Origin of the sequence: Mycobacterium decipiens, from assembly GCF_963853665.1 — a bacterium.
In the GTDB taxonomy this organism is placed as follows: Bacteria; Actinomycetota; Actinomycetes; order Mycobacteriales; family Mycobacteriaceae; genus Mycobacterium; species Mycobacterium decipiens.
The window spans coordinates 4,755,915-4,774,686 of sequence record NZ_OY970459.1; the positions used below are offsets into that span (position 1 = coordinate 4,755,915).

An 18,772-nucleotide genomic window follows, 5' to 3' on the forward strand; every position below is an offset into this window, starting at 1 on the left:
GTACCCCGTTACGGTATTTTTACATGACGTGTGGGAGCGAATCACAAAAATCACCAACCGGCATGCCGTGCTTATCGTGGGGCTCTGGGTCATTGCCGCCGCGGTGGGCAACCTGTTTGTGCCACAGGTGGAAAGCACCGCGCGTTCCCATGAACGAGGGTTTCTTCCCGCAGACGCGCCGGTGTCCATTGCGGGCGCCCGCATGGGCGCGCAGTTCCAAGACGGGAACGCCGGAAACATCAACTATCTCGTTCTGGAGAGCGATCATCGGCTCGGTCCGCCAGAACGCGCCTACTACAATCAGCTGCTGGCCAAGCTCCGCGCCGATCCCACGAGTCTGGCATCGGCCACGGACCTGTGGTCGGACCCGCTTACCGCTAAGGCGGCACTGAGCAACGACGGCAAGGCCGAGTACACAATGCTGCGACTAGCCGGGGATCTCGGTTCAGCACAAGCCAACTCGGCACTGGACACGGTGCGGCGGATCGTCGCGAGCCAACCAACCCCGCTGGGACTACACGCCTATGTCACCGGTCCGGGGGCCACCGTTGCCGACGAACTCAGCGCGATCGACAAGCAGATGCTGCTGCTGACCGGCGTGACGGTCGTGCTCATCGCGCTACTGCTGCTCGGTGTGTACCGGTCGGTGATCACCGCCGCGATCCCACTGCTAGCAGTGGGACTCGGCCTGGCGGTTGGTCGTTCGATAGTTTCCCTACTCGGGGAACACAATCTTGTCGAGGTCTCCATCTTCTCGGTCGCGTTGCTGGGCGCAATGGTGCTGGGCGGGGCCACCGACTATGCGATCTTCCTGATCGGGCGCTATCACGAGGCACGCCGCGACGGCGCCGGGCATGAACAGGCACTCCTGGCCGCCAACCGGAACGTCATGCCGGTGATCTTGGCCTCCGCGCTCACCCTCGCCGCGGCCCTGTCCTGTCTGACTTTTGCCGACGTCGGCATGTTGCGCAGCGCCGGACTGCCCTGTGCCATAGGCATTCTCACTGGCATGTTGGCCTCGCTTACCTTGTTGCCCGCGCTGCTTGGCCTGGCGGGGCGGCACGGATTGGCACAGCCACGCGACGTGAACCGCCAGGCCCGCCGCCGCTGGCGGCGAATCGGAACGATGGTGGCCCGGTGGCCCGGCCCCGTGCTGGTTGCCGCGGCCCTGGTGTTGCTGATCTGCACGCTGCCCATCGCCGGACTGAGGCTCGGGTTCGACGAGCCTGCCGCGCAACCCGATTCCACGCGCGCCAATCGGGGATACCAAGCCGCCGACCGCCACTTCCCGCCAAATCAGCTGCTCCCAGAGATCGTGTCCATCGAGTCGGATCGCGATCTACGTAACCCCGCCGGCGTCATCGCGATCGAGCGAGTGACGCGCAAGCTCATGGAAACACCAGGGATCAGGATGGTGCAATCCGCGTCCCGCCCAGCGGGTTCCATTCCCGAAGAGGCCACCTTCACCAATCAGGCGGGCGCGATCGGCGATCAGCTCGACGTGCAGATCGACCAACTGGATCAGCGCCTCGCCGCGGTCGACCAGATCGCGCCGACGCTCGCCCGGTTCTCCGCGGCAATATCGCGGCTACAGGATGGGCTTTCGGGCAGCGTGAACGGACTCGGCCGGGTCAATTCCAATGTTGACGTCATGGGCTCCGGATTGGCGCAGCTCCATGACACCGCGGCGCAGGTGTCCGGCTATCTGGACCCGCTACGGGACTACACCAACAGCAATCCCAATTGCTCGAATGATCCAATCTGCTCGCTGGTGCTCAAGGTTGTCGCACCGACGAATTCAATTGTAGCGGAAACTAATTCGCTTACGCTGGGTGCATCGCAACTTGGCGCCGGCATCTCGGATGCGGCGAAGGCACTCGCCACGGCCGACCAGTCGGCCGGATCCATGCGCGCTGACATGGCACAGCTCAGCGCGACGACGGAGCAACTCGCCGGCGCTGTCGGCGACACCCACACCGCGTTTTCCAGCCTCATTGAATATCTCCGCGGCGTGCGGCAGGACTTCCAGGGCAGCGGTGAGGGAACGTTCTACCTGCCGCAACGGGCGTGGAATGACCCCCGGTTCCAGCGAGCGGCCAACCTGTACTTCTCCCCTGGAGGTCAGGTCACGCGGTTGCTGATCTACGGCAACGGAGCGGTCTTCGGTGCCGACGGTGCCAACAGGTCCCCGCAGATCGTCACGGCGGTCAAAGAGGCAACCAAAGACGGCGTGCTCGCGGGAAGCACGGTAGACATCACCGGCTTTGGCACCGCGACGGCCCAGTTGCGCGGGTACGTCCACCACGACTTCGTGTTGCTGGCCGCGGCGGCGCTCGCGTTGGTGTTTCTTATCGTGCTGGTAATGCTGCGAAGCCCAGTCGCGGCGGCGGTAGTTATTGGAGCGGTCATCGTGTCGTATCTGTCCGCACTGGGTATCAGCACGCTCATCTGGCATGACCTATTGGGCAAGGATTTGCATTGGGCGGTGCAATCCATGGCCCTCATTTCACTGGTGGCGGTGGGTGCCGACTACAACCTCTTGCTGACCATGCGGGTGCGCGAAGAGGTATTCACCGGTTCCGAACAAGGGGCCCGGCTACGCACCGCGATGATCCGCGCCTTCGGCGGCGCCGGCGGGGTGGTAACCACCGCGGGAATCGTCTTTGGGATCACGATGTTTGCGATGGCGTCCAGCGACGTGCTGAGCATCGAGCAGGTCGGCACCACCATCGGGGTCGGCCTCGTCATCGACACGCTCGTGGTGCGCATCTTCGCGGTACCCGCAATCGTTGGGCTGTTGGGCCGGTGGTTCTGGTGGTCGCCGCCCGCGTTCCTGTTGAGGCCGCTGTTGAACAGATGGCGGGGCGTGCCTTGGCCCCGAACGCGGTTCGTTGCGGCCAGGTCTCGGCTGTCCCAGGCGGCGGCCCAGCTCGCGGTCACACACCAGCGGCTTCGTTACCGGGTCAGCCCCGGCACCTCGTATCCCATCCTGCACCGGCTCACAGCGCGGCCGGTCGAGCGGCACTGACCGAGCATCGATGGCGGGCCGAATACGCGTTCTGCCTGCACCGACGGTACCCATCACCGGGGTCAAACCGAGACGACGCCTGCGACGCGTTGTGGCTTGGCTTACAGTTATGTAATGCCTACCAAATCTGACCACGGCGAAATCGGCGACGTTGAACCGCTGGCCGACAGTACCGCGAGCCAGGCCAGGCGTGTCGTCGCCGCATATGCGAACGACGCTGATGAGTGCCGGATTTTCTTGTCCATGCTCGGTATTGGACCGGCCAAACTCGAGAGCTAATGGCTTCCGCGGGAGGCCAGGAGGCGCAGGCTTGCGATTCGGAGACCTTCGGGGACTCCGACTTCGTGGTGGTTGCCAATCGACTGCCCGTCGATTTGGAACGGCTTCCCGACGGCAGCACAACCTGGAAACGCAGCCCCGGGGGTTTGGTCACGGCCTTGGAGCCGCTACTGCGGCGCCGGCGCGGGGCGTGGGTCGGCTGGCCCGGGCTTAGCTACGACGGGCCCCAGCGCGAAGTCGATGTGCAGGATGCGCCCATCGTCCAGGACGAGCTGGAACTTCATCCGGTACCGCTGAGCACCGAGGACGTGGCGCAATACTACGAGGGATTCTCCAACGCCACGCTGTGGCCGCTCTACCACGACGTCATCGTCAAGCCGCTCTACCATCGCGAATGGTGGGACCGCTATGTCGACGTCAACCGCCGCTTCGCCGAAGCCACGTCACGCGCCGCCGCTCGCGGCTCAACCGTGTGGGTACAGGACTACCAGCTGCAGCTGGTGCCGAAGATGCTGCGCACGCTGCGGCCCGATCTGACCATCGGTTTCTTCTTACACATCCCGTTCCCGCCGGTGGAGCTGTTCATGCAGATGCCGTGGCGCACCGAGATCATCCAGGGCCTGCTGGGTGCCGACCTGGTGGGCTTCCATCTTTCGGGCGGTGCCCAGAATTTCCTGATCCTGTCCCGGCGGCTGGTCGGCGCCGACGCCTCCCGCGGAACCGTCGGTGTGCGGTCGCGGTTCGGTGAGGTGGTGCTCGGATCCCGCACCATCCGGGTCGGCGCCTTTCCTATCTCGATCGACTCCGGCGCGCTCGACCACGCCGCCCGCGACCGCAACATCAGACGCCGGGCCCGCGAGATTCGCGCCGAACTGGGCAATCCGCGCAGGATCCTGCTGGGTGTCGATCGGCTCGACTACACCAAGGGCATCGACGTCCGGCTGAAGGCCTTTTCCGAGCTGCTCGCCGAGGGCCGAGTCAAACGCGACGACACCGTGCTGGTCCAGCTGGCGACACCGAGCCGCGAGCGGGTGGAGAGCTACCAGACGCTGCGCAACGACATCGAACGCCAGGTCGGCCACATCAACGGTGAGTACGCCGAGGTCGGCCATCCGGTGGTGCACTACCTGCATCGACCCGTGCCACGCGACGAGCTCATCGCTTTCTTCGTGGCCAGCGACGTCATGTTGGTCACCCCGCTGCGCGACGGGATGAACCTGGTGGCCAAGGAGTACGTCGCGTGCCGCAGCGATCTTGGCGGCGCCCTGGTCCTTAGCGAATTCACCGGTGCCGCAGCCGAACTCCGGCACGCATACCTGGTCAACCCGCACGACCTGGAAGGCGTCAAGGACGGGATAGAGGAAGCGCTCAACCAGACGGTGGAGGCCGGCCGGCGCCGGATGCGCTCGCTGCGACGCCAAGTGCTCGCTCACGACGTGGACCGCTGGGCACAGTCGTTTCTCGACGCTCTCGCCGAAGCACATCCGGAGGGTTCAGGGTAGCCGCAAACCATGGTGCTGCCACCCAAACGCTGTGATACTCGATGCAGCGGTAAGGGAGGAACGATATGAACGTTCGTCGCGGGTTGGCCGCGGGCGCCGGCGTTGTCTCGGTCGTCGCGCTGGGAATCGCGTTCGAGTCGGGCGACCCAGCGCGCGCGCTCGGACCACCGCCGGACGGCGCATACGCCTTCCACCAGGCGGGCGTGTCCGGAGTGACCTGGACAATCACCGCACTGTGCGATCAGCCATCCGGAACCCGCAACATGAATGACTATTCCGACCCAATCGTGTGGGCGTTCCAGTGTGCTCTCAACGTGGTGAGTACGACGCCCCAGCAGATCACCCGTGCGGACGGCCTGCAGAACTTCAGCGGCCGGGCGCGGATGAGCAGCATGCTGTGGACCTTCCAGATAGATCGGGCGGACGGGGTGTTGTGTCCGGGCGGTGGTACCGCGCCGTCTACCGAAACCTACGCGTTCAGCGACGAGACGCTCACCGGGACCCACACCACGTTGCACGGTGCCGTCTGTGGCCTGCAGCCGGAGATGAGCAAGCAACCGTTTTCACTGCAGCTGACCGGGCCCCCGCCCAGCCCGATCGAGCGTTACCCGTTGTACTGCAACAACATTGCGATGTGCTACTAGATGGGCGTGATGTAGGCGATCAGCCATTTGCCGTCAATCCGCTGGAAATCCACCCGCAGCCGGCTGCCGTCGTAGAGCGGCTGCCGGGTCTTGTCGGTCACGGTGCGGTTCATGTAGACCATCACCGATGCCGAATCCCGTTTGGCGTCCAGCACTCCCACGCCGACGACATTGGCCTGAACGACCACCTCGCGCTTCTTCGCCTCCGGGATGATCTGCGCATTGGCGCTCTTCTGGAACTCGTGGCGGTAGGCGGGCGTCAGCAGCGGGTACGCCGCGGTGAGGCTGCGCTCGACGGTCTGGTAGTCATAGCCGAAAACCTGCGGGATTTCGTCCTTGGCCAGCTTCGGTAGTAGTGCCCGCGCGGACGCCTCGCCCCGAGCCTGCACCCGCTCCCAATAGAACCAGCCACCGGCGGCGGACAGACCCACGATGACGGCGACCATCAGCGGGTAGCCGACGAAAGCCAGCCGTCGCATCAGTTACCCCCATCCGGGTACTTCAAGTCGTAGCCGGTCATTCGGCCATTCTCGTCCTCGTGCACGATGACCCGAAGACGGTAGGGCATCGACGGCTTGTTGACGCCGTCGATGTCGGCGACCGTCACCCGCACCGACACCAGCACCGATGCGTTGTCGCTGACTTCGTCGACGCCTTCCAAGGCAGCACCGTTGATGACGGCCTCCGATGTCGCGTTGGTGGCCCGAAACAGGCCCTTGAGATTGTCCACGTTGTTGTTGGCGCTGAGCATGCCGCGAAGCGGCCCACTGGTGCCGCTGACGAAGCGGTCCACGCTCTCATCGATGGTGTCCGGTGTGTAGCTGAACATGTTGACCACGGTTTGAGTGGCGGTGTCGACAAAGCGCTGATCGCGGGCCTGCGCCGCTTCCGCATGCCGATGCTGGAGGACCAGCACGGTCAGGCAGCCGGCCAGCGCGGCAACCAGCAACAACCCGGCGGCCACCGAGATCCATCCGACCAAGGCCCGGTGAGCGGGCCGCCGCGGCGGCGGTCGGACGGATTTGAGGGGCTTGACCGGCCGCTTCGGGGCCGCTTTGGCGACCTCCACCTCGACCGCGCCGTTATCTGTCCCGAGGTTGGTGGACGCGCTTCTCGCGGGACCCGCCGCGCGGGATGCCCGCCGACGAACGCGTTGCGTTGGCGATTGCTGCCTCGTTGCTGGGGAAGCCGCTGCATCGGCCACTACATCGGCCTCGGATCACGCATCAGGTCCACCCAATTCTCGGCGCTAGATATACCGCTGACTCCGGGCGCGAAAATACCAGTGCCGCCCAGCGGGTCCTGGAAGACTCCCGTGGTTTGGTCGTAAACGCTGTAGGCCGCGCCGCTTGCCTGCGGTTCTGGACCAGGCGCCGGGCCGGGCGCCGGGCCGGTGCCCAACGGCGGAGGCGGGGGCGGCAGCGTCTTCGGATACGGAAGCAGTGGCGGCTGCGGCGGATAGTCCGGCGGCATCCACGACGTGAACGGTGGCGGCGGCCCGTTGTCGTTGGGCGGCGGCGCGGGCTGCGCCGGCTGGTGCGGCGCCGGGCCCGGGCCGGGTACCACACCGGGCGGGGGCGGGCCCACAATGGGAACACCCGGGTCCGGTTCGGCGTCCGGTGGAATGAACGGGAACTTGTTGGGCGGCAATACGTTCAGCCCGTCCGTTATCGGTGTGCCGTACGGGATAGGCGGACCGCGCCACGGGTTGGTACCGGTCGGAATGTAGCCCTTCGGGTCGCGGCAAAGCTGCACCGTGGGGGCGCGCTTGCCGGGGTACTCCTGGCACGGGTAGTTGCGGGCGCCGCGCACGGCGCTGGGATCGTTCTGCGCCGTCTTGCAGTACATATCCGTTGGGAGTTCGCGCACCGACTCGTCGGCGGGCGACCTGATCAATGGCGGAGGCAGGAAGCCGGTCATGCACGGCGGCGGGTCGTTCAGGTCGATCTTGAAGTCCAGCTTGGCGCCCTCGTCTTGGGGTACGCCGCCGGCGGCCGTCGTGATCGCGGCGAACAGCGCCGGAAAGACCACCAGCAGCTGTTCGATCGACTTGTGATAGATCACGCCCACCCGGCCCAAGTTAGCCAGGCTAGCCGCCAGTGCCGGGAAGGAAGGGCGGATCCCGGAGAACGCGGTGTTGGCTTCGTCGATCGCATCGGGGGCGGTGGCCAACGTGTCGCGCAGCCGCGGATCGGCCGCACGCAGCTCCGAGGTGAACCTGGCCAGCCCGTCCGCGAGGGACTTGATGTCACCGCCCGCGCGGATCTGGGCTTGCAGGAACGGGCCGGCCTGGTCGATCAACTGCGAGACCTGCGGATAGTTGTCGTTGGCCGCGTCCACCAGCAGCCGGGCCGATTCGATCAGCCGGGCCAGCTCGGGACCGGACCCGTTGGTGGCGGCGAACGTCTCGCGCAGCACCTCTTGGAGCCGGGTGTCACCGAGGCTGTCGACCAGCTTCTCGGCCTGACGCAGCAACGCAGCGACATCTTGGCCGATGCGGGTGTTCTTGCGCTCGATCCGGGACCCGTTGCGTAATTTGGTCGAGGCCGGCGGGTCGGGCGGCACCAGATCGACGTACTGCTCACCGACGGCCGACACACTCTTCACGGTGGCGATGACGTTCGACGGGATGGACGTGCCGCTGTTCAGCCGCATTTCGGCAGTGACTCCAGCTGGGTTCAGCCCCACCGAATCGACCCGTCCGACCGCGACACCCCGATAGGTGACGTTGGCGTTCTTGTACAGACCGCCGCCGGCGACGAAGTCGGCAGTCACGATGAAGGTGCCGACGCCAAATGTGGCAGGCAAACGTAGATAGAAGATCCCCATCACGGTCAGCGTGATGACGGTGACCACCGCAAATATTGCCAGCTGGATCCTGGTCAGTCTGTCGATCATCTGCGCCGCCCCTACTGTCCGGACCCGGCCGGAATGGTGAATGGATCGGCCGCTTGTCCGGACAGGTTGGCCAGTTCGCCGACCAGGAAGTCGGGCGGGTTGACGATCTCGGCCATGTGCGCCATGTTCGGGTCGAAATAGGAGGTGGTGAAGAACGTCTCACCGATCCGGCGCAGGGTGAGATCGAACGTGGTGAACACGTTGAGGTAGTCGCCGCGCACCGCTTGCTTGATGCCGAAATTGGGGAACGGGAACGTCAGCAATATCTGCTGCGCCGTGACGAAATCACTGCGGTTGTCGCTGAGCGCCTTTACGACCGGGTACAGGGATCTGAGGTCCTCGGCGAAGTCCACCTTGGTCTTGGCGAGCACGTGCGACGTGACCGTCGCCAACCTCTTGAGTGCGGCAAAGGCGTCGACGATGTGCTCGCGATTCTTGTTGAGCACCCGAACCGCCTCCGGCAGGGTGTCCAACGCCCGGCCCAAGTTGTCCTTATCGCGCGCCAGGATCGCCGAGAATCGGTTCAATCCCTCTACCGCGTCGATGATGTCGTTGACTTGCCGGTTGAGTCCCGCGGTCAACTCCGCCAGCCGTGGCACCAGATCGACGAACTGACCCTGGCGGCCCGCCACGGCTTGGTAGGCCTCGTCGGTGATCTCTTCCAGCGCACCGAAATTGCCCTTGTTGACCACCACACCGAGGGCCGAGAACACCTCCTCGGTGGTGGGGAAACGGCCCGTGCGGGACTCCGGGATTCTCGACCCGTCGACCAGCCTGCCGATGGCCGGCTTGTCCACCGGGCGCGCCAGCTCGACATGCATCGAGCCCAGCAACGACGTCTGGGAGACCTTTGCGATCGCGTTGGCCGGCAGCACCACGTTCTGGTCCAGCGACAGTTGCACTGCGGCATAAAAGGATCCGTCCGACCGCTGCTCGGCGGTAATACCGGAGACGCTGCCGACGGTGACGTCATCGACCATGACCGGTGAGTTCTGCGGCAGCGTCGCCACGTCCGGCATTTCCACGATGATCTCGTAGGCACCCGGACCGTGACCGGCGGTGCCGGGCAGCGGCAGTGAATTCAGCCCGCCGAACTGACACCCGGCCAGCAGCGCGCTGCCTGCCGCCAAGACGCTGCCGCGCAACCAGATTCGCTTCATCCGCCGGCCCCCTGCTCGGCCGGCAATGGCCCCCCAGGCGCCGCGCTCGGCGGGGGTCCGGGCGCGGGATCACGGGTCTGCCCGGCTGGCGCGGCCGCGTCCGGCGCCGGGCCAGCAGCGGGACCCGGACCGGGCGCCGGCCCCGGGACGGGGGGAACCAGCAGGCTCTGCAGATCGGTCGGCTGTGGGGCCGGCGCGTGTCCGTTGGCGGGTATCCACGTCAGCTCCGGAACCGGGGTCTCCGCCTTGGCCTGGGTGGCCGGGGTGTCGTAGATGATCTGCCCCTTGTACGCCGTGATCGTATTGAGCGGGTGGAACATGAGCGGGGGGAAGTTCACGGTGAGCCGCCGCAGCACCGGCCCAAGCCGCTCACGGCAGAGCTCGGCCCGCCTGAAGTAGTCGGGTGCGGATGTGCCGGCGGCGGTGTCGAAGGAACCGCCGCAGATGAATTGCACGGGGTTGGCGAAGTTGGGTATCGACAGCAGACCGTTCAACGTGCCCTGCGCTGGGTCATAGATGTTGTAGAAGTTGGTGATAGCTGGGCCCGCCACGTGCAGCACCTGCTCGAGGTTCTCGCTCTGGTCACTCAACGTCTTGGCAAGATCGTTGAGCTGATTGACCGTTTCGATCAGCGTCGAGTTGTTTTCGTGCAGGAACCCTCTGATGTCCGACAACGCCTGGTTGAGAGTGCCCAGGGTGTGGTCCAGATTCCGCGAGCTGTCGGCAAGCACCTGCGACACCGACGCCACGTGTCCGGCGAACTGCACGATCTGTTCGTTGCTCTCCGATAGCGCGTCAACCAGTATCTGCAGGCTCTTGACTGTGCCGAAGATGTCGTTGCGCGAATCCCCCAGGCGCCCAGCAACTTGCGATAGCTCCCGCAACGCGTTGTGGAACGAGTCGCCGTTGCCGTTGAGGGTATCCGCGGCCTGGTTGATCGCCAACCCCAGCGGCCCTTGCAGCTCTCCCGCCGTCGGGCTGAGCTCAACAGCCAGTTGGGTCAGCGCTTCCTTGACTTCGTCCCACTCCACCGGGACCCCGGTGCGCGACAGATTGATGCTTGCGCCATCGGGCAACACCGCTCCGCTGGCATATACCGGGGTCAGTTGAATGAACCGAGCCGCCACCAGGTTTGGCGAGATGATAATGGCCTGGACGTCCGCTGGCACCTTGACGTCCTTGGCCACCGACATGGTGATCTTGACGTCGGATGGGCGCGGTTCAATCGCGTCGATCTTGCCCACCGGAACACCGAGGACCCGGACCTCGTCCCCGGGATAGATCCCGACAGCGGAGGTGAAGTAGCCCACAATGGTTCGGTCGTTGCCCGCGGACGAGAGCACGTACACGCCGCCGACCAGCGCCGCGACCAGCGCGATCACGGTGGCGTAGCGCAGCCCCCGGCTACCGAGAATCCGTTTCATCATGGCGACTTCGGCCTGATGATCCACCGCTCCTGGATGAAGCCCCGCAAGTAGTCCGCGAGGCTGTCCGGGAGCTTGCCCGGCTGGAAGACGAGGTCGAACATGGTGGCCACCAGCGGCGCCGGCAGCACGCTGTAGACGTTGACGTTGAATCCGGGTCCCGAGCCAACCACCTCGCCCAACGAGGTGGCGTACGGGGGCAGCCGTTTGAGCGCTTCGGTGATGTAGTCGCGGCGTTCGTTGAGATTGGCCAACACCAGGTTGAGCTTGCTCAGAGCCGGCCCGAACTCCTTGCGGTTGTCGGCGACAAAGCCGGAAATCTGGGCTGCGAGATCGTCTATCCCGGAGATCAGCGCACTGAGCGCCCCACGTCGCTCGTCGAGCACGGCAAACAACCGGTTACCGTCGTTGACCAGCTTGTTGACCTGCTGGGCTCGTTCCGACAACACCGACGTGACCGACTTTGCCCGCGAGAGCAGACCTTGGAGGGCTTCGTCACGGCGGTTCAGCGTGCGGGACAGCGACGTCACCCCGTCCAAAGCGCCACGCAGCTGCGGGGTGGCGTCGTGCAACGATTCGGTAAGTACCGTCAGCGCCTGCTCTAGCCGGGGCTTATCGATGTCGTTCGCGCTTTGCCCCAGATCCTGCAGGGCGCCGGCGAGCGTGTAGGGCGTGGTGGTGCGGCTCAACGGGATGGTGGTCGCCTTGCCGGTGCCGGCCGGAGTGACCGCGACGGAACGCTCGCCGAGGATGGTGTCGGTCCGGATCGCGGCAAGTGACTGGTCGCCGACGGCGACCTTACGGTCCACGTTGAAGGTGATCTTGGCGCTGTCCCCGGCCAGACCCACACCCGTCACGTTGCCCACCTTGATACCCGACACGTACACGGAGTTACCGGGCGTGATACCAGCGGCGTCGGCGAAATAAGCGGTGTACGTCTTGCCCTGCGGGAAGAACGGAATGCTGCTGTAGCCGAACGCGATCAACACGACGCAGACCACCAGCACGACGCCGAAGACGCCGGTGCGAAGCGGGTCGCGCTCACGCTTGGGATTAGTGGTCAAAAGCGCACCTCCCCTTGCTGGGATCCGGCTGGCCGCCGATCGGCAGCAGGATGTCGCTGCCGGCCGGTCCGTTAATCTTGATCGTCACCGTGCAGAAGTAAATGTTGAAGAACGCTCCGTAGCTGCCCAGCGCGGCCAGCCGCACATAGTCCTCGCCCAATTGCTCGACGTCGTTGTTGATCTCGGCCTTACGGTCATCCAGTTCGGTGGCCAGCGGCCGGACGTTTTGCAAGATGCCCTGCAGCGGGCGGCGGGAGTTCCGCAGCAGTTGCGTCAGGTCGGTCGTCGTCGACGCCAGCGGCGGAATCGCACCCGCGATCGCGTCCCGGTTGTCCGCCAGCCCGGTGATCAGCTGCTGCAGCTGGTCCACGCTGGCCGAAAATTGGGCGCTCTTCTGGTCGACGGTGCCAAGCACCGTGTTGAGGTTGTTGATCACGTCGCCGATCAACTGGTCGCGCCTGGCCAGCGCCGACGAGAAGGCACTGGTGTCGGCGAGCACGCCCGACAGCGCTCCGCCCTGGCCCTGCAGCAATTCGATTACGGCGCTGGTGATCGTGTTGACCTTGTCTGCGTCCAGGCCCCTGGTCACCGGCCGCAGGCCACCCAGCAGCGCATCGAGATCCAACGCCGGCTGGGTGTGGCGGGCGTCGATCGTCCCGCCCGGCGGCAGCTTCCGCAACTCCCCGGGACCCGACGTGATCTCCAGGTACCGGTCCCCGACCAGGTTTTCGTACCGAACCACCGCCCGTGTGGACGAGTACAGGGTGTAGCGCTTGTCGACGCCGAAGGTCACGTCCACGCTGTTGTCGCGGTTGAGCTTGACGCCCTTCACCGAGCCGACCGGCACCCCCGCGATGCGGACCTTCTGGCCGGCCTTCAACCGCGACGCGTCCAGAAATGTCGCGTGGTAGGAGCTTGCCGGACCGAACCGGAAGTCACCGAACACCACCACCAAAGCCGCGGCCACGACCAACATGACCACCGCGAAGATGCTGACCTTGATCATCATCGACCGGTGCGACGGCACACCCGCGCCCGCCATCAGAAGTCGTCCCGTTCCGCGAAAGCGCCGTGGAACAAGAACTGCAACGTCGAGGGCGCGTCGACCTGCACTTCAGTGAACGGCTCGTAGGGGATGTAGGCGTTGTCCGTGACCAAGAAGGGCGCCCGGTAGAACGAGCCGCCGGTCTGCTTGGTCGGAATGTCGGGCAACCCGCGGCAGTTCGGACCACCAGAGGCATTGACGATCGGCAGGCTCTCCGGATAGGTGTAGGAGGGCGCGCCCAAGACGAAGCTCGACGAGGTGAACAGACCCGCTTTGCGGCCACCGATCAGCGGGCCGAATTCCTTGACGCCTCGCGTGATTCCCTTGAATAGGCAACCGAATTCCGGCGAGTAGTCGCCGGCAACCTTGAGCGGGGCCCGCAGCCTGTTGATGGCGTCGATGAAATTCTGCTCGGCCGGCTCCAACGTCTCGTAGGCAGTGTTGGACAAGCCGATCGTGGCCAACAGCGTGTCGTTCAGGTTGTTCTGTTGGTCCACGACGGTCTTGTTGATCGTTGGCAGGTTGTCGAAAACGGTGTTGAGGTTGGGGGCCGCGTCGGCGTAGATGCCGGTGACGATCCCTGCCTTACGGAAATCCTCCTGCAAGGCGGGCAGCTTCGGGTTCGCCTGGCGGGTCAGGGTATTCAGCCCCGACAGCAGGGCACCCAAGTCGTCGCCGTGCCCGCGCAGGCCCTCGGACAGCGCGCTCAGGGTCCCGTTCAATTCGACCGGGTCGACCTTGTGCAGCAGGTCGATTAGCGACTGGAACAGGGTGTTGACTTCCAGTTGTACCGCAGAGGCTTGCACATGCGCATTCGGCGCCAATGATTTCGCGGCCGGCGTCTCGGGCGGAATGAATTCCACCGATTTGGCGCCGAAGATGGTGTTACCCGCGATGCGAACCGTCGCGTTGGCGGGGATGAAGCGCATGTCACCGCTGTAGATCGCCAGCTTCAGCCGCGCCTGGTCGCCGCTGTAGCTGATGTCTTCGACCTTGCCGACCTGAATGCCGCGGTACTTGACTTTGGCGCCCCTCTCCATCACCAGCCCGGCCCGCGGCGCGCCAAGGGTCACGGTGTCGGTCGAGGTGAACGCCGCGGTGTAGGAAAGGTAAGTCAGGACCGCGAAACCCACAATCAAGCCCGCCAGCACCGCCGCCGCCAGTCTGACGGAAGTGCGTCGCGATCCGGTCTTTGCCATAGTCGTTTACCCAGAGAGATTGAAGTTACCGGAAGCGCCGTAAACCGCCAGCGAGATGAACAAAGTAATAACGACGACAACGATCAGCGAGGTCCGCACCGCCTGCCCGACCGCGATGCCGACACCGACCGACCCGCCGCTGGCGTTATAGCCGTAATAGGTATGCACCAGCATCACCGCGATAGCCATCACGATGGCCTGCAGGAACGACCACAACAGATCGGCTGGGATGAGGAAGGTGTTGAAGTAATGGTCGTACAGGCCCGCGGACTGGCCGTTGACGAACACCGTGGTGAAGCGGGCCGCGAAGAACGCGGCGAGCACCGACAGCGAATACAGCGGAATGATCGCGACCAGGCCGGCGATCAGCCGGGTTGACACCAAATACGAAACCGAGTGCACCGCCATGCATTCGACCGCGTCGATCTCCTCGGAGACCCGCATGGCGCCCAGTTGCGCGGTGGCGCCAGCGCCGATGGTGGCCGCCAGTGCGATACCCGCAATCACCGGGGCGACGACACGGACGTTCAGGAAGGCGGAGAGGAACCCGGTCAGCGCCTCGATGCCGATGTCGCCCAGCGACGAGTACCCCTGCACGGCGATAACCCCACCGGAAGCCAGGGTCAGGAAGGCCGCGACCCCGACCGTGCCACCGATCATGACGAGTGCCCCTGCGCCCAGCGTCATCTCGGCAACCAGCCGGATCGTCTCCTTGCGGTAGCGGGTGATGGCGTTGGGGATGTAGCGCATGGTTTCGCCGTAGAACAACGCCTGCTCGCCAAGGTTGTCGGCCGGCCGCTGGAGCCGGGAAAAGAAGCGGCGAAATCGGATAGTGACGTCGTAGCTCATCGCTTCATCACCATCGCTTTTTCACCATAGTTTGTTACCGCGCCGAGATTCGCACACCGATTGCGGTCATGACTACGTTGATGACGAAAAGACAGATGAACGCGTAGACGACGGTCTCGTTGACGGCATTGCCCACGCCCTTGGGCCCACCCTTGACCGTCAGACCGCGGTAACACCCGACCAGCCCGGCCATGACTCCGAATAGCAATGCCTTGATCTCCGCCAGTATCAACTCGCGCAGTCCGGTGAGCACGGTCAGCCCGTTGATGAACGCACCCGGGTTGACACCTTGAAGGAAGACGGAGAACACGTAGCCGCCGGATAAGCCGATGGCGCACACCAATCCGTTTAGCAGGAGCGCAACCAACGTGGACGCCAGGACCCTGGGCACCACCAGCCGCTGGATCGGGTCGATGCCCAGCACCCGCATCGCATCGATTTCCTCACGGATGGTGCGAGCGCCCAGGTCGGCGCAGATCGCCGTGGCACCGGCACCGGCCACCACCAACACCGTCACAACCGGGCCCAACTGGGTGATGGTGCCGAACGCCGTTCCGGCGCCGGACAGGTCGGCGGCGCCGATTTCACGCAGCAGGATGTTGAGGGTGAACGCCACCAGGACCGTGAACGGTATGGACACCAGCAGCGTCGGGACTAACGAGACGCGGGCCACCATCCAGGTTTGGTCCAAAAACTCGCGGAACTGGAACGGCCGACGGAAAGCGGCACGCGCGGTGTCTATTGACATTTCGAAAAACCCGCCGACTGCCCGGGCCGGAACCGCAAGTTGTTGAATCAACTGGGTTCCCCCGATCTACTGCTTGCGGCGAAGCCTGTGAGTCTCCTGAACGCACCCAGGGCCGCAGGTTGCTCGGTGTGAGCCGGCCCATCGTAACCCAGAACAAGTTTCCATTGTCAATGAAGAGCGTTGCCGATCGACCACGTCAATTTCGCTGGTTAGGCCCGTTGTTGCGGCGGTGATCTGACACAGGTTCTACCTGTCGGGCGGGCCGCACGAAAGGGCGGCAAATCCCCTCACTCGCGCATCAGACCGGTCGCAGCAAAGTTGTGTTCCGGATCCCGACCGGCAAAATACTCGCGCAACGTCACGTTGAGCTGGGCGGGCTCCCAAGCCGAACCGTCCGCGGTGAAGCGGCGCTCAATCTGCGGCGCCGACACCAACGTCACCTGCGGACCGTAGACGATGAACACCTGACCGTTGACTTCCGCGGCAGCCGGGGACACCAGAAACCGGACCAGGCTCACCACATGCTCCGGTGACAACGGGTCGATCTGGCCCTGTTCGTTTTCGGGAGCGGCACCGAACACATCGGCCGTCATGGCGGTGCGGGCCCGCGGACAGATCACGTTCGCGCAAACCCGGTACCGCCCCAGTGCCCGCGCGGCCGACAGGGTCAGCGCGGTGATGCCCGCCTTGGCGGCGGCGTAGTTCGCCTGCCCCACCGGGCCCACCAAACCCGCCTCCGACGAGGTGTTGACGAGCCGGCCGTAGACCGGTCCCCCGCTGGCCTGCTTCGCTTTGCCCCGCCAGTAGGCGGCGGCGTTGCGGGTGAGCAGAAAATGACCGCGCAGGTGCACCGCGATCACGGCGTCCCATTCCTCATCGGACATGTTGAACAGCATCCGGTCGCGGGTGATGCCGGCGTTGTTCACCACGATGTGCAATCCGCCCAGCCCGTCCGCGCAGCTGACCAGCTCGTCGGCGGTGGCGCCTTGGCTGATATCGCCGGTCACCGCGACCGCCTTAGCGCCGGTCTTCGTGATCTCGTCGACGACATCGGAGCCATCCAGGGCGGAGGCGAGATCGTTGACGACGACGGTGGCGCCCAGCCGAGCCAGGCCAAGCGCCTCGGCCCGACCCAATCCCGCGGCCGCGCCGGTGACCACCGCGACCTTTCCGGACAGATCAGTCTCGTTGGTGCCCCAGCCCGGCGACGATGCCGACCCGGTAGCGGTCTGCGCAGGGGGCGGGCAGTTGGACATAGTCAATTTATGAATACCTCTAGTTCCGGGCTACGCCCTGCTCAGTTTTCACGCAGCAACGCCGCGCGCGGGCATTCGGCGATAGCCTGCTCGGCCAGATCCTCCTGATCAGCGGGAATCGGATCGGTCTTCACGACGGCATAGTCCTCGTCGTCCAGGTCGAAGATGTCCGGCGCGATTCCCAAGCACACCGCGTTCCCTTCACACCGGTCTCGGTCCACGATCACCCGCACGGCAACCTCCTTACACTGGCCATCCATCCCTTACCTGGCCCTATTCCGGCCCGGGACTCTTAGCTCCACCATAGGGCCCTGGTACGCCCGAGGAAACGGTCGCTGGATTCCCAGACTAGAACGTGTTACAACCGGGGAGACGGACAGGTAGCCGTTGGCATTGGTTGTTGACGGTTTGTTGGCGGTTTGTTGACGGCACGCAATTGCTGTCGATAGTGGCGCGAGCATTCGATCGGAGGCGGCTGGAATGCGCATCAGTTACACCCCTGAACAGGAGGAGCTGCGTCGCGAGCTGCGCTCGTACTTCAGCACGCTGATGACCCCGGAACGCCGAGAGGCGTTGAGTTCGGTCCAGGGCGAGTACGGCGTCGGCAACGTGTACCGGGAGACGGTCGCACAGATGGGCAAGGACGGATGGCTCGCCCTGGGCTGGCCCAAGGAGTACGGGGGTCAGGACCGCTCGGCGATGGACCAGCTGATCTTCACCGACGAAGCCGCCATCGCCGGTGCACCGGTGCCGTTCCTGACGATCAACAGCGTGGCGCCGACGATCATGGCCTACGGAACCGACGAGCAGAAGAAGTCCTTCCTGCCCAAGATCGCCGCCGGGGACTTGCACTTCTCGATCGGCTACTCCGAGCCCGGCGCCGGCACCGACCTGGCCAACCTGCGCACCACCGCGGTCCGCGACGGCGACGACTACGTGGTCAACGGCCAGAAGATGTGGACCAGCCTGATCGCGTACGCGGACTACGTGTGGCTGGCGGTGCGCACCAACACGGAGGTCAAAAAGCATCGCGGCATCTCGGTGCTGATTGTGCCCACGACCGCCGACGGTTTCTCCTGGACGCCGGTGCACACCATGGCCGGCCCGGACACCAGCGCCACCTACTTCTCCGACGTGCGGGTGCCGGTGACCAACCGGGTCGGCGAGGAGAACGCCGGCTGGCGGCTGGTGACCAACCAGCTCAACCACGAGCGGGTCGCCCTGGTGTCGCCGGCGCCGATCTTCCTGTGCCTGCGCGAGGTTCGCGAATGGGCGCAGAACACCAAGGACGCCAGCGGAGCCCGACTCATCGACTCGGAGTGGGTGCAGCTCAATCTGGCCCGGGTGCATGCCAAGGTCGAGGTCCTGAAGTTGATCAACTGGGAGCTGGCGTCGGCGAAGGACGCCACCCCATCACCGGCCGACGCGTCGGCGGCCAAGGTTTTCGGAACCGAGCTGGCCACCGAGGCCTACCGGTTGTTGATGGAGGTGCTGGGCACCGCGGCAACCCTGCGTCAGGATTCACCGGGCGCGTTGCTGCGCGGCCGGGTCGAGCGGATGCACCGGGCGTGCCTGATCCTGACCTTCGGCGGCGGCACCAACGAAGTCCAGCGCGACATCATCGGGATGGTCGCGTTGGGCCTGCCCAGGGCCAACCGCTGACGTTATCTGGGAGG

General features: G+C 65.0%; 16 protein-coding genes and 1 pseudogene. 5 read left to right on the forward strand and 12 right to left on the reverse strand.

Annotated features, from left to right (window positions below):
- Positions 1 to 28 precede the first annotated feature (28 nt).
- The 4 genes and pseudogenes from AADZ55_RS20890 to AADZ55_RS20905 all read left to right on the forward strand — a co-directional run.
- Positions 29 to 2,884, forward strand: a pseudogene (locus AADZ55_RS20890) (RND family transporter); the annotation flags it as partial.
- Positions 2,885 to 3,142: 258 nt separating this feature from the next.
- Complete coding sequence (locus AADZ55_RS20895; protein ID WP_085324148.1) at positions 3,143 to 3,307, forward strand: hypothetical protein; 165 nt, start codon at positions 3,143 to 3,145, stop codon at positions 3,305 to 3,307.
- The gene (locus tag AADZ55_RS20900) at positions 3,307 to 4,809 is read left to right on the forward strand and encodes an alpha,alpha-trehalose-phosphate synthase (UDP-forming) (protein ID WP_085324147.1); all 1,503 of its coding nucleotides are present in this window, start codon (positions 3,307 to 3,309) and stop codon (positions 4,807 to 4,809) included. Before AADZ55_RS20895 ends, AADZ55_RS20900 begins: the two co-directional genes overlap by 1 nt.
- 65 nt (positions 4,810 to 4,874) lie before the next feature.
- Positions 4,875 to 5,453 (forward strand): hypothetical protein, encoded by a 579-nt coding sequence (locus AADZ55_RS20905; protein WP_085324146.1) that lies wholly within the window; start codon positions 4,875 to 4,877, stop codon positions 5,451 to 5,453.
- On the opposite strand, the gene AADZ55_RS20910 is transcribed toward AADZ55_RS20905, so the two are convergent.
- The 12 genes from AADZ55_RS20910 to AADZ55_RS20965 all read right to left on the reverse strand — a co-directional run bounded on the left by AADZ55_RS20910 (position 5,450) and on the right by AADZ55_RS20965 (position 17,329).
- The gene (locus AADZ55_RS20910; protein WP_085324145.1) at positions 5,450 to 5,932 is read right to left on the reverse strand and encodes a mammalian cell entry protein; all 483 of its coding nucleotides are present in this window, start codon (positions 5,930 to 5,932) and stop codon (positions 5,450 to 5,452) included. The genes AADZ55_RS20905 and AADZ55_RS20910 overlap by 4 nt on opposite strands.
- Positions 5,932 to 6,657 (reverse strand): mammalian cell entry protein, encoded by a 726-nt coding sequence (locus AADZ55_RS20915; RefSeq protein WP_085324144.1) that lies wholly within the window; start codon positions 6,655 to 6,657, stop codon positions 5,932 to 5,934. The genes AADZ55_RS20910 and AADZ55_RS20915 overlap by 1 nt, the downstream gene beginning before the upstream one ends.
- Positions 6,657 to 8,351 carry a virulence factor Mce family protein gene (locus AADZ55_RS20920; protein WP_085324143.1) on the reverse strand — a complete coding sequence of 565 codons (1,695 nt, stop codon included), beginning with the start codon at positions 8,349 to 8,351 and terminating at the stop codon, positions 6,657 to 6,659. Before AADZ55_RS20920 ends, AADZ55_RS20915 begins: the two co-directional genes overlap by 1 nt.
- Positions 8,352 to 8,362: 11 nt before the next feature.
- The gene (locus tag AADZ55_RS20925; protein ID WP_085324142.1) at positions 8,363 to 9,511 is read right to left on the reverse strand and encodes a virulence factor Mce family protein; all 1,149 of its coding nucleotides are present in this window, start codon (positions 9,509 to 9,511) and stop codon (positions 8,363 to 8,365) included.
- Complete coding sequence (locus AADZ55_RS20930) at positions 9,508 to 10,938, reverse strand: virulence factor Mce family protein (RefSeq protein WP_085324198.1); 1,431 nt, start codon at positions 10,936 to 10,938, stop codon at positions 9,508 to 9,510. Before AADZ55_RS20930 ends, AADZ55_RS20925 begins: the two co-directional genes overlap by 4 nt.
- Positions 10,935 to 11,999: a virulence factor Mce family protein gene (locus AADZ55_RS20935; protein ID WP_085324141.1), complete on the reverse strand. Its 1,065-nt coding sequence runs from the start codon at positions 11,997 to 11,999 to the stop codon at positions 10,935 to 10,937. Before AADZ55_RS20935 ends, AADZ55_RS20930 begins: the two co-directional genes overlap by 4 nt.
- On the reverse strand, positions 11,989 to 13,041 hold the full coding sequence (locus AADZ55_RS20940; RefSeq protein ID WP_085324140.1) for an MCE family protein: 1,053 nt from the start codon (positions 13,039 to 13,041) through the stop codon (positions 11,989 to 11,991). The genes AADZ55_RS20935 and AADZ55_RS20940 overlap by 11 nt, the downstream gene beginning before the upstream one ends.
- Positions 13,041 to 14,243: a virulence factor Mce family protein gene (locus AADZ55_RS20945; RefSeq protein ID WP_085324139.1), complete on the reverse strand. Its 1,203-nt coding sequence runs from the start codon at positions 14,241 to 14,243 to the stop codon at positions 13,041 to 13,043. The genes AADZ55_RS20940 and AADZ55_RS20945 overlap by 1 nt, the downstream gene beginning before the upstream one ends.
- Positions 14,244 to 14,249: 6 nt before the next feature.
- Positions 14,250 to 15,092, reverse strand: coding sequence for an ABC transporter permease (locus tag AADZ55_RS20950; protein ID WP_085324138.1), 843 nt, complete (start codon positions 15,090 to 15,092; stop codon positions 14,250 to 14,252).
- A gap of 34 nt (positions 15,093 to 15,126) precedes the next feature.
- Positions 15,127 to 15,891, reverse strand: a complete 765-nt coding sequence (locus tag AADZ55_RS20955; RefSeq protein WP_085324137.1) for an MlaE family ABC transporter permease — start codon at positions 15,889 to 15,891, stop codon at positions 15,127 to 15,129.
- 236 nt (positions 15,892 to 16,127) lie between these two features.
- Positions 16,128 to 17,096 carry a 3-oxoacyl-ACP reductase gene (locus AADZ55_RS20960; RefSeq protein WP_085324136.1) on the reverse strand — a complete coding sequence of 323 codons (969 nt, stop codon included), beginning with the start codon at positions 17,094 to 17,096 and terminating at the stop codon, positions 16,128 to 16,130.
- Between the two features lie 41 nt (positions 17,097 to 17,137).
- Complete coding sequence (locus AADZ55_RS20965; RefSeq protein WP_085324135.1) at positions 17,138 to 17,329, reverse strand: ferredoxin; 192 nt, start codon at positions 17,327 to 17,329, stop codon at positions 17,138 to 17,140.
- 247 nt (positions 17,330 to 17,576) lie between these two features.
- Here AADZ55_RS20965 and AADZ55_RS20970 point away from each other — a divergent pair, with 247 nt between their 5' ends.
- A complete protein-coding gene (locus AADZ55_RS20970) occupies positions 17,577 to 18,758 on the forward strand; it encodes an acyl-CoA dehydrogenase (RefSeq protein ID WP_085324134.1) in 1,182 nt (393 codons plus the stop codon).
- The last annotated feature ends 14 nt before the right edge of the window (positions 18,759 to 18,772 follow it).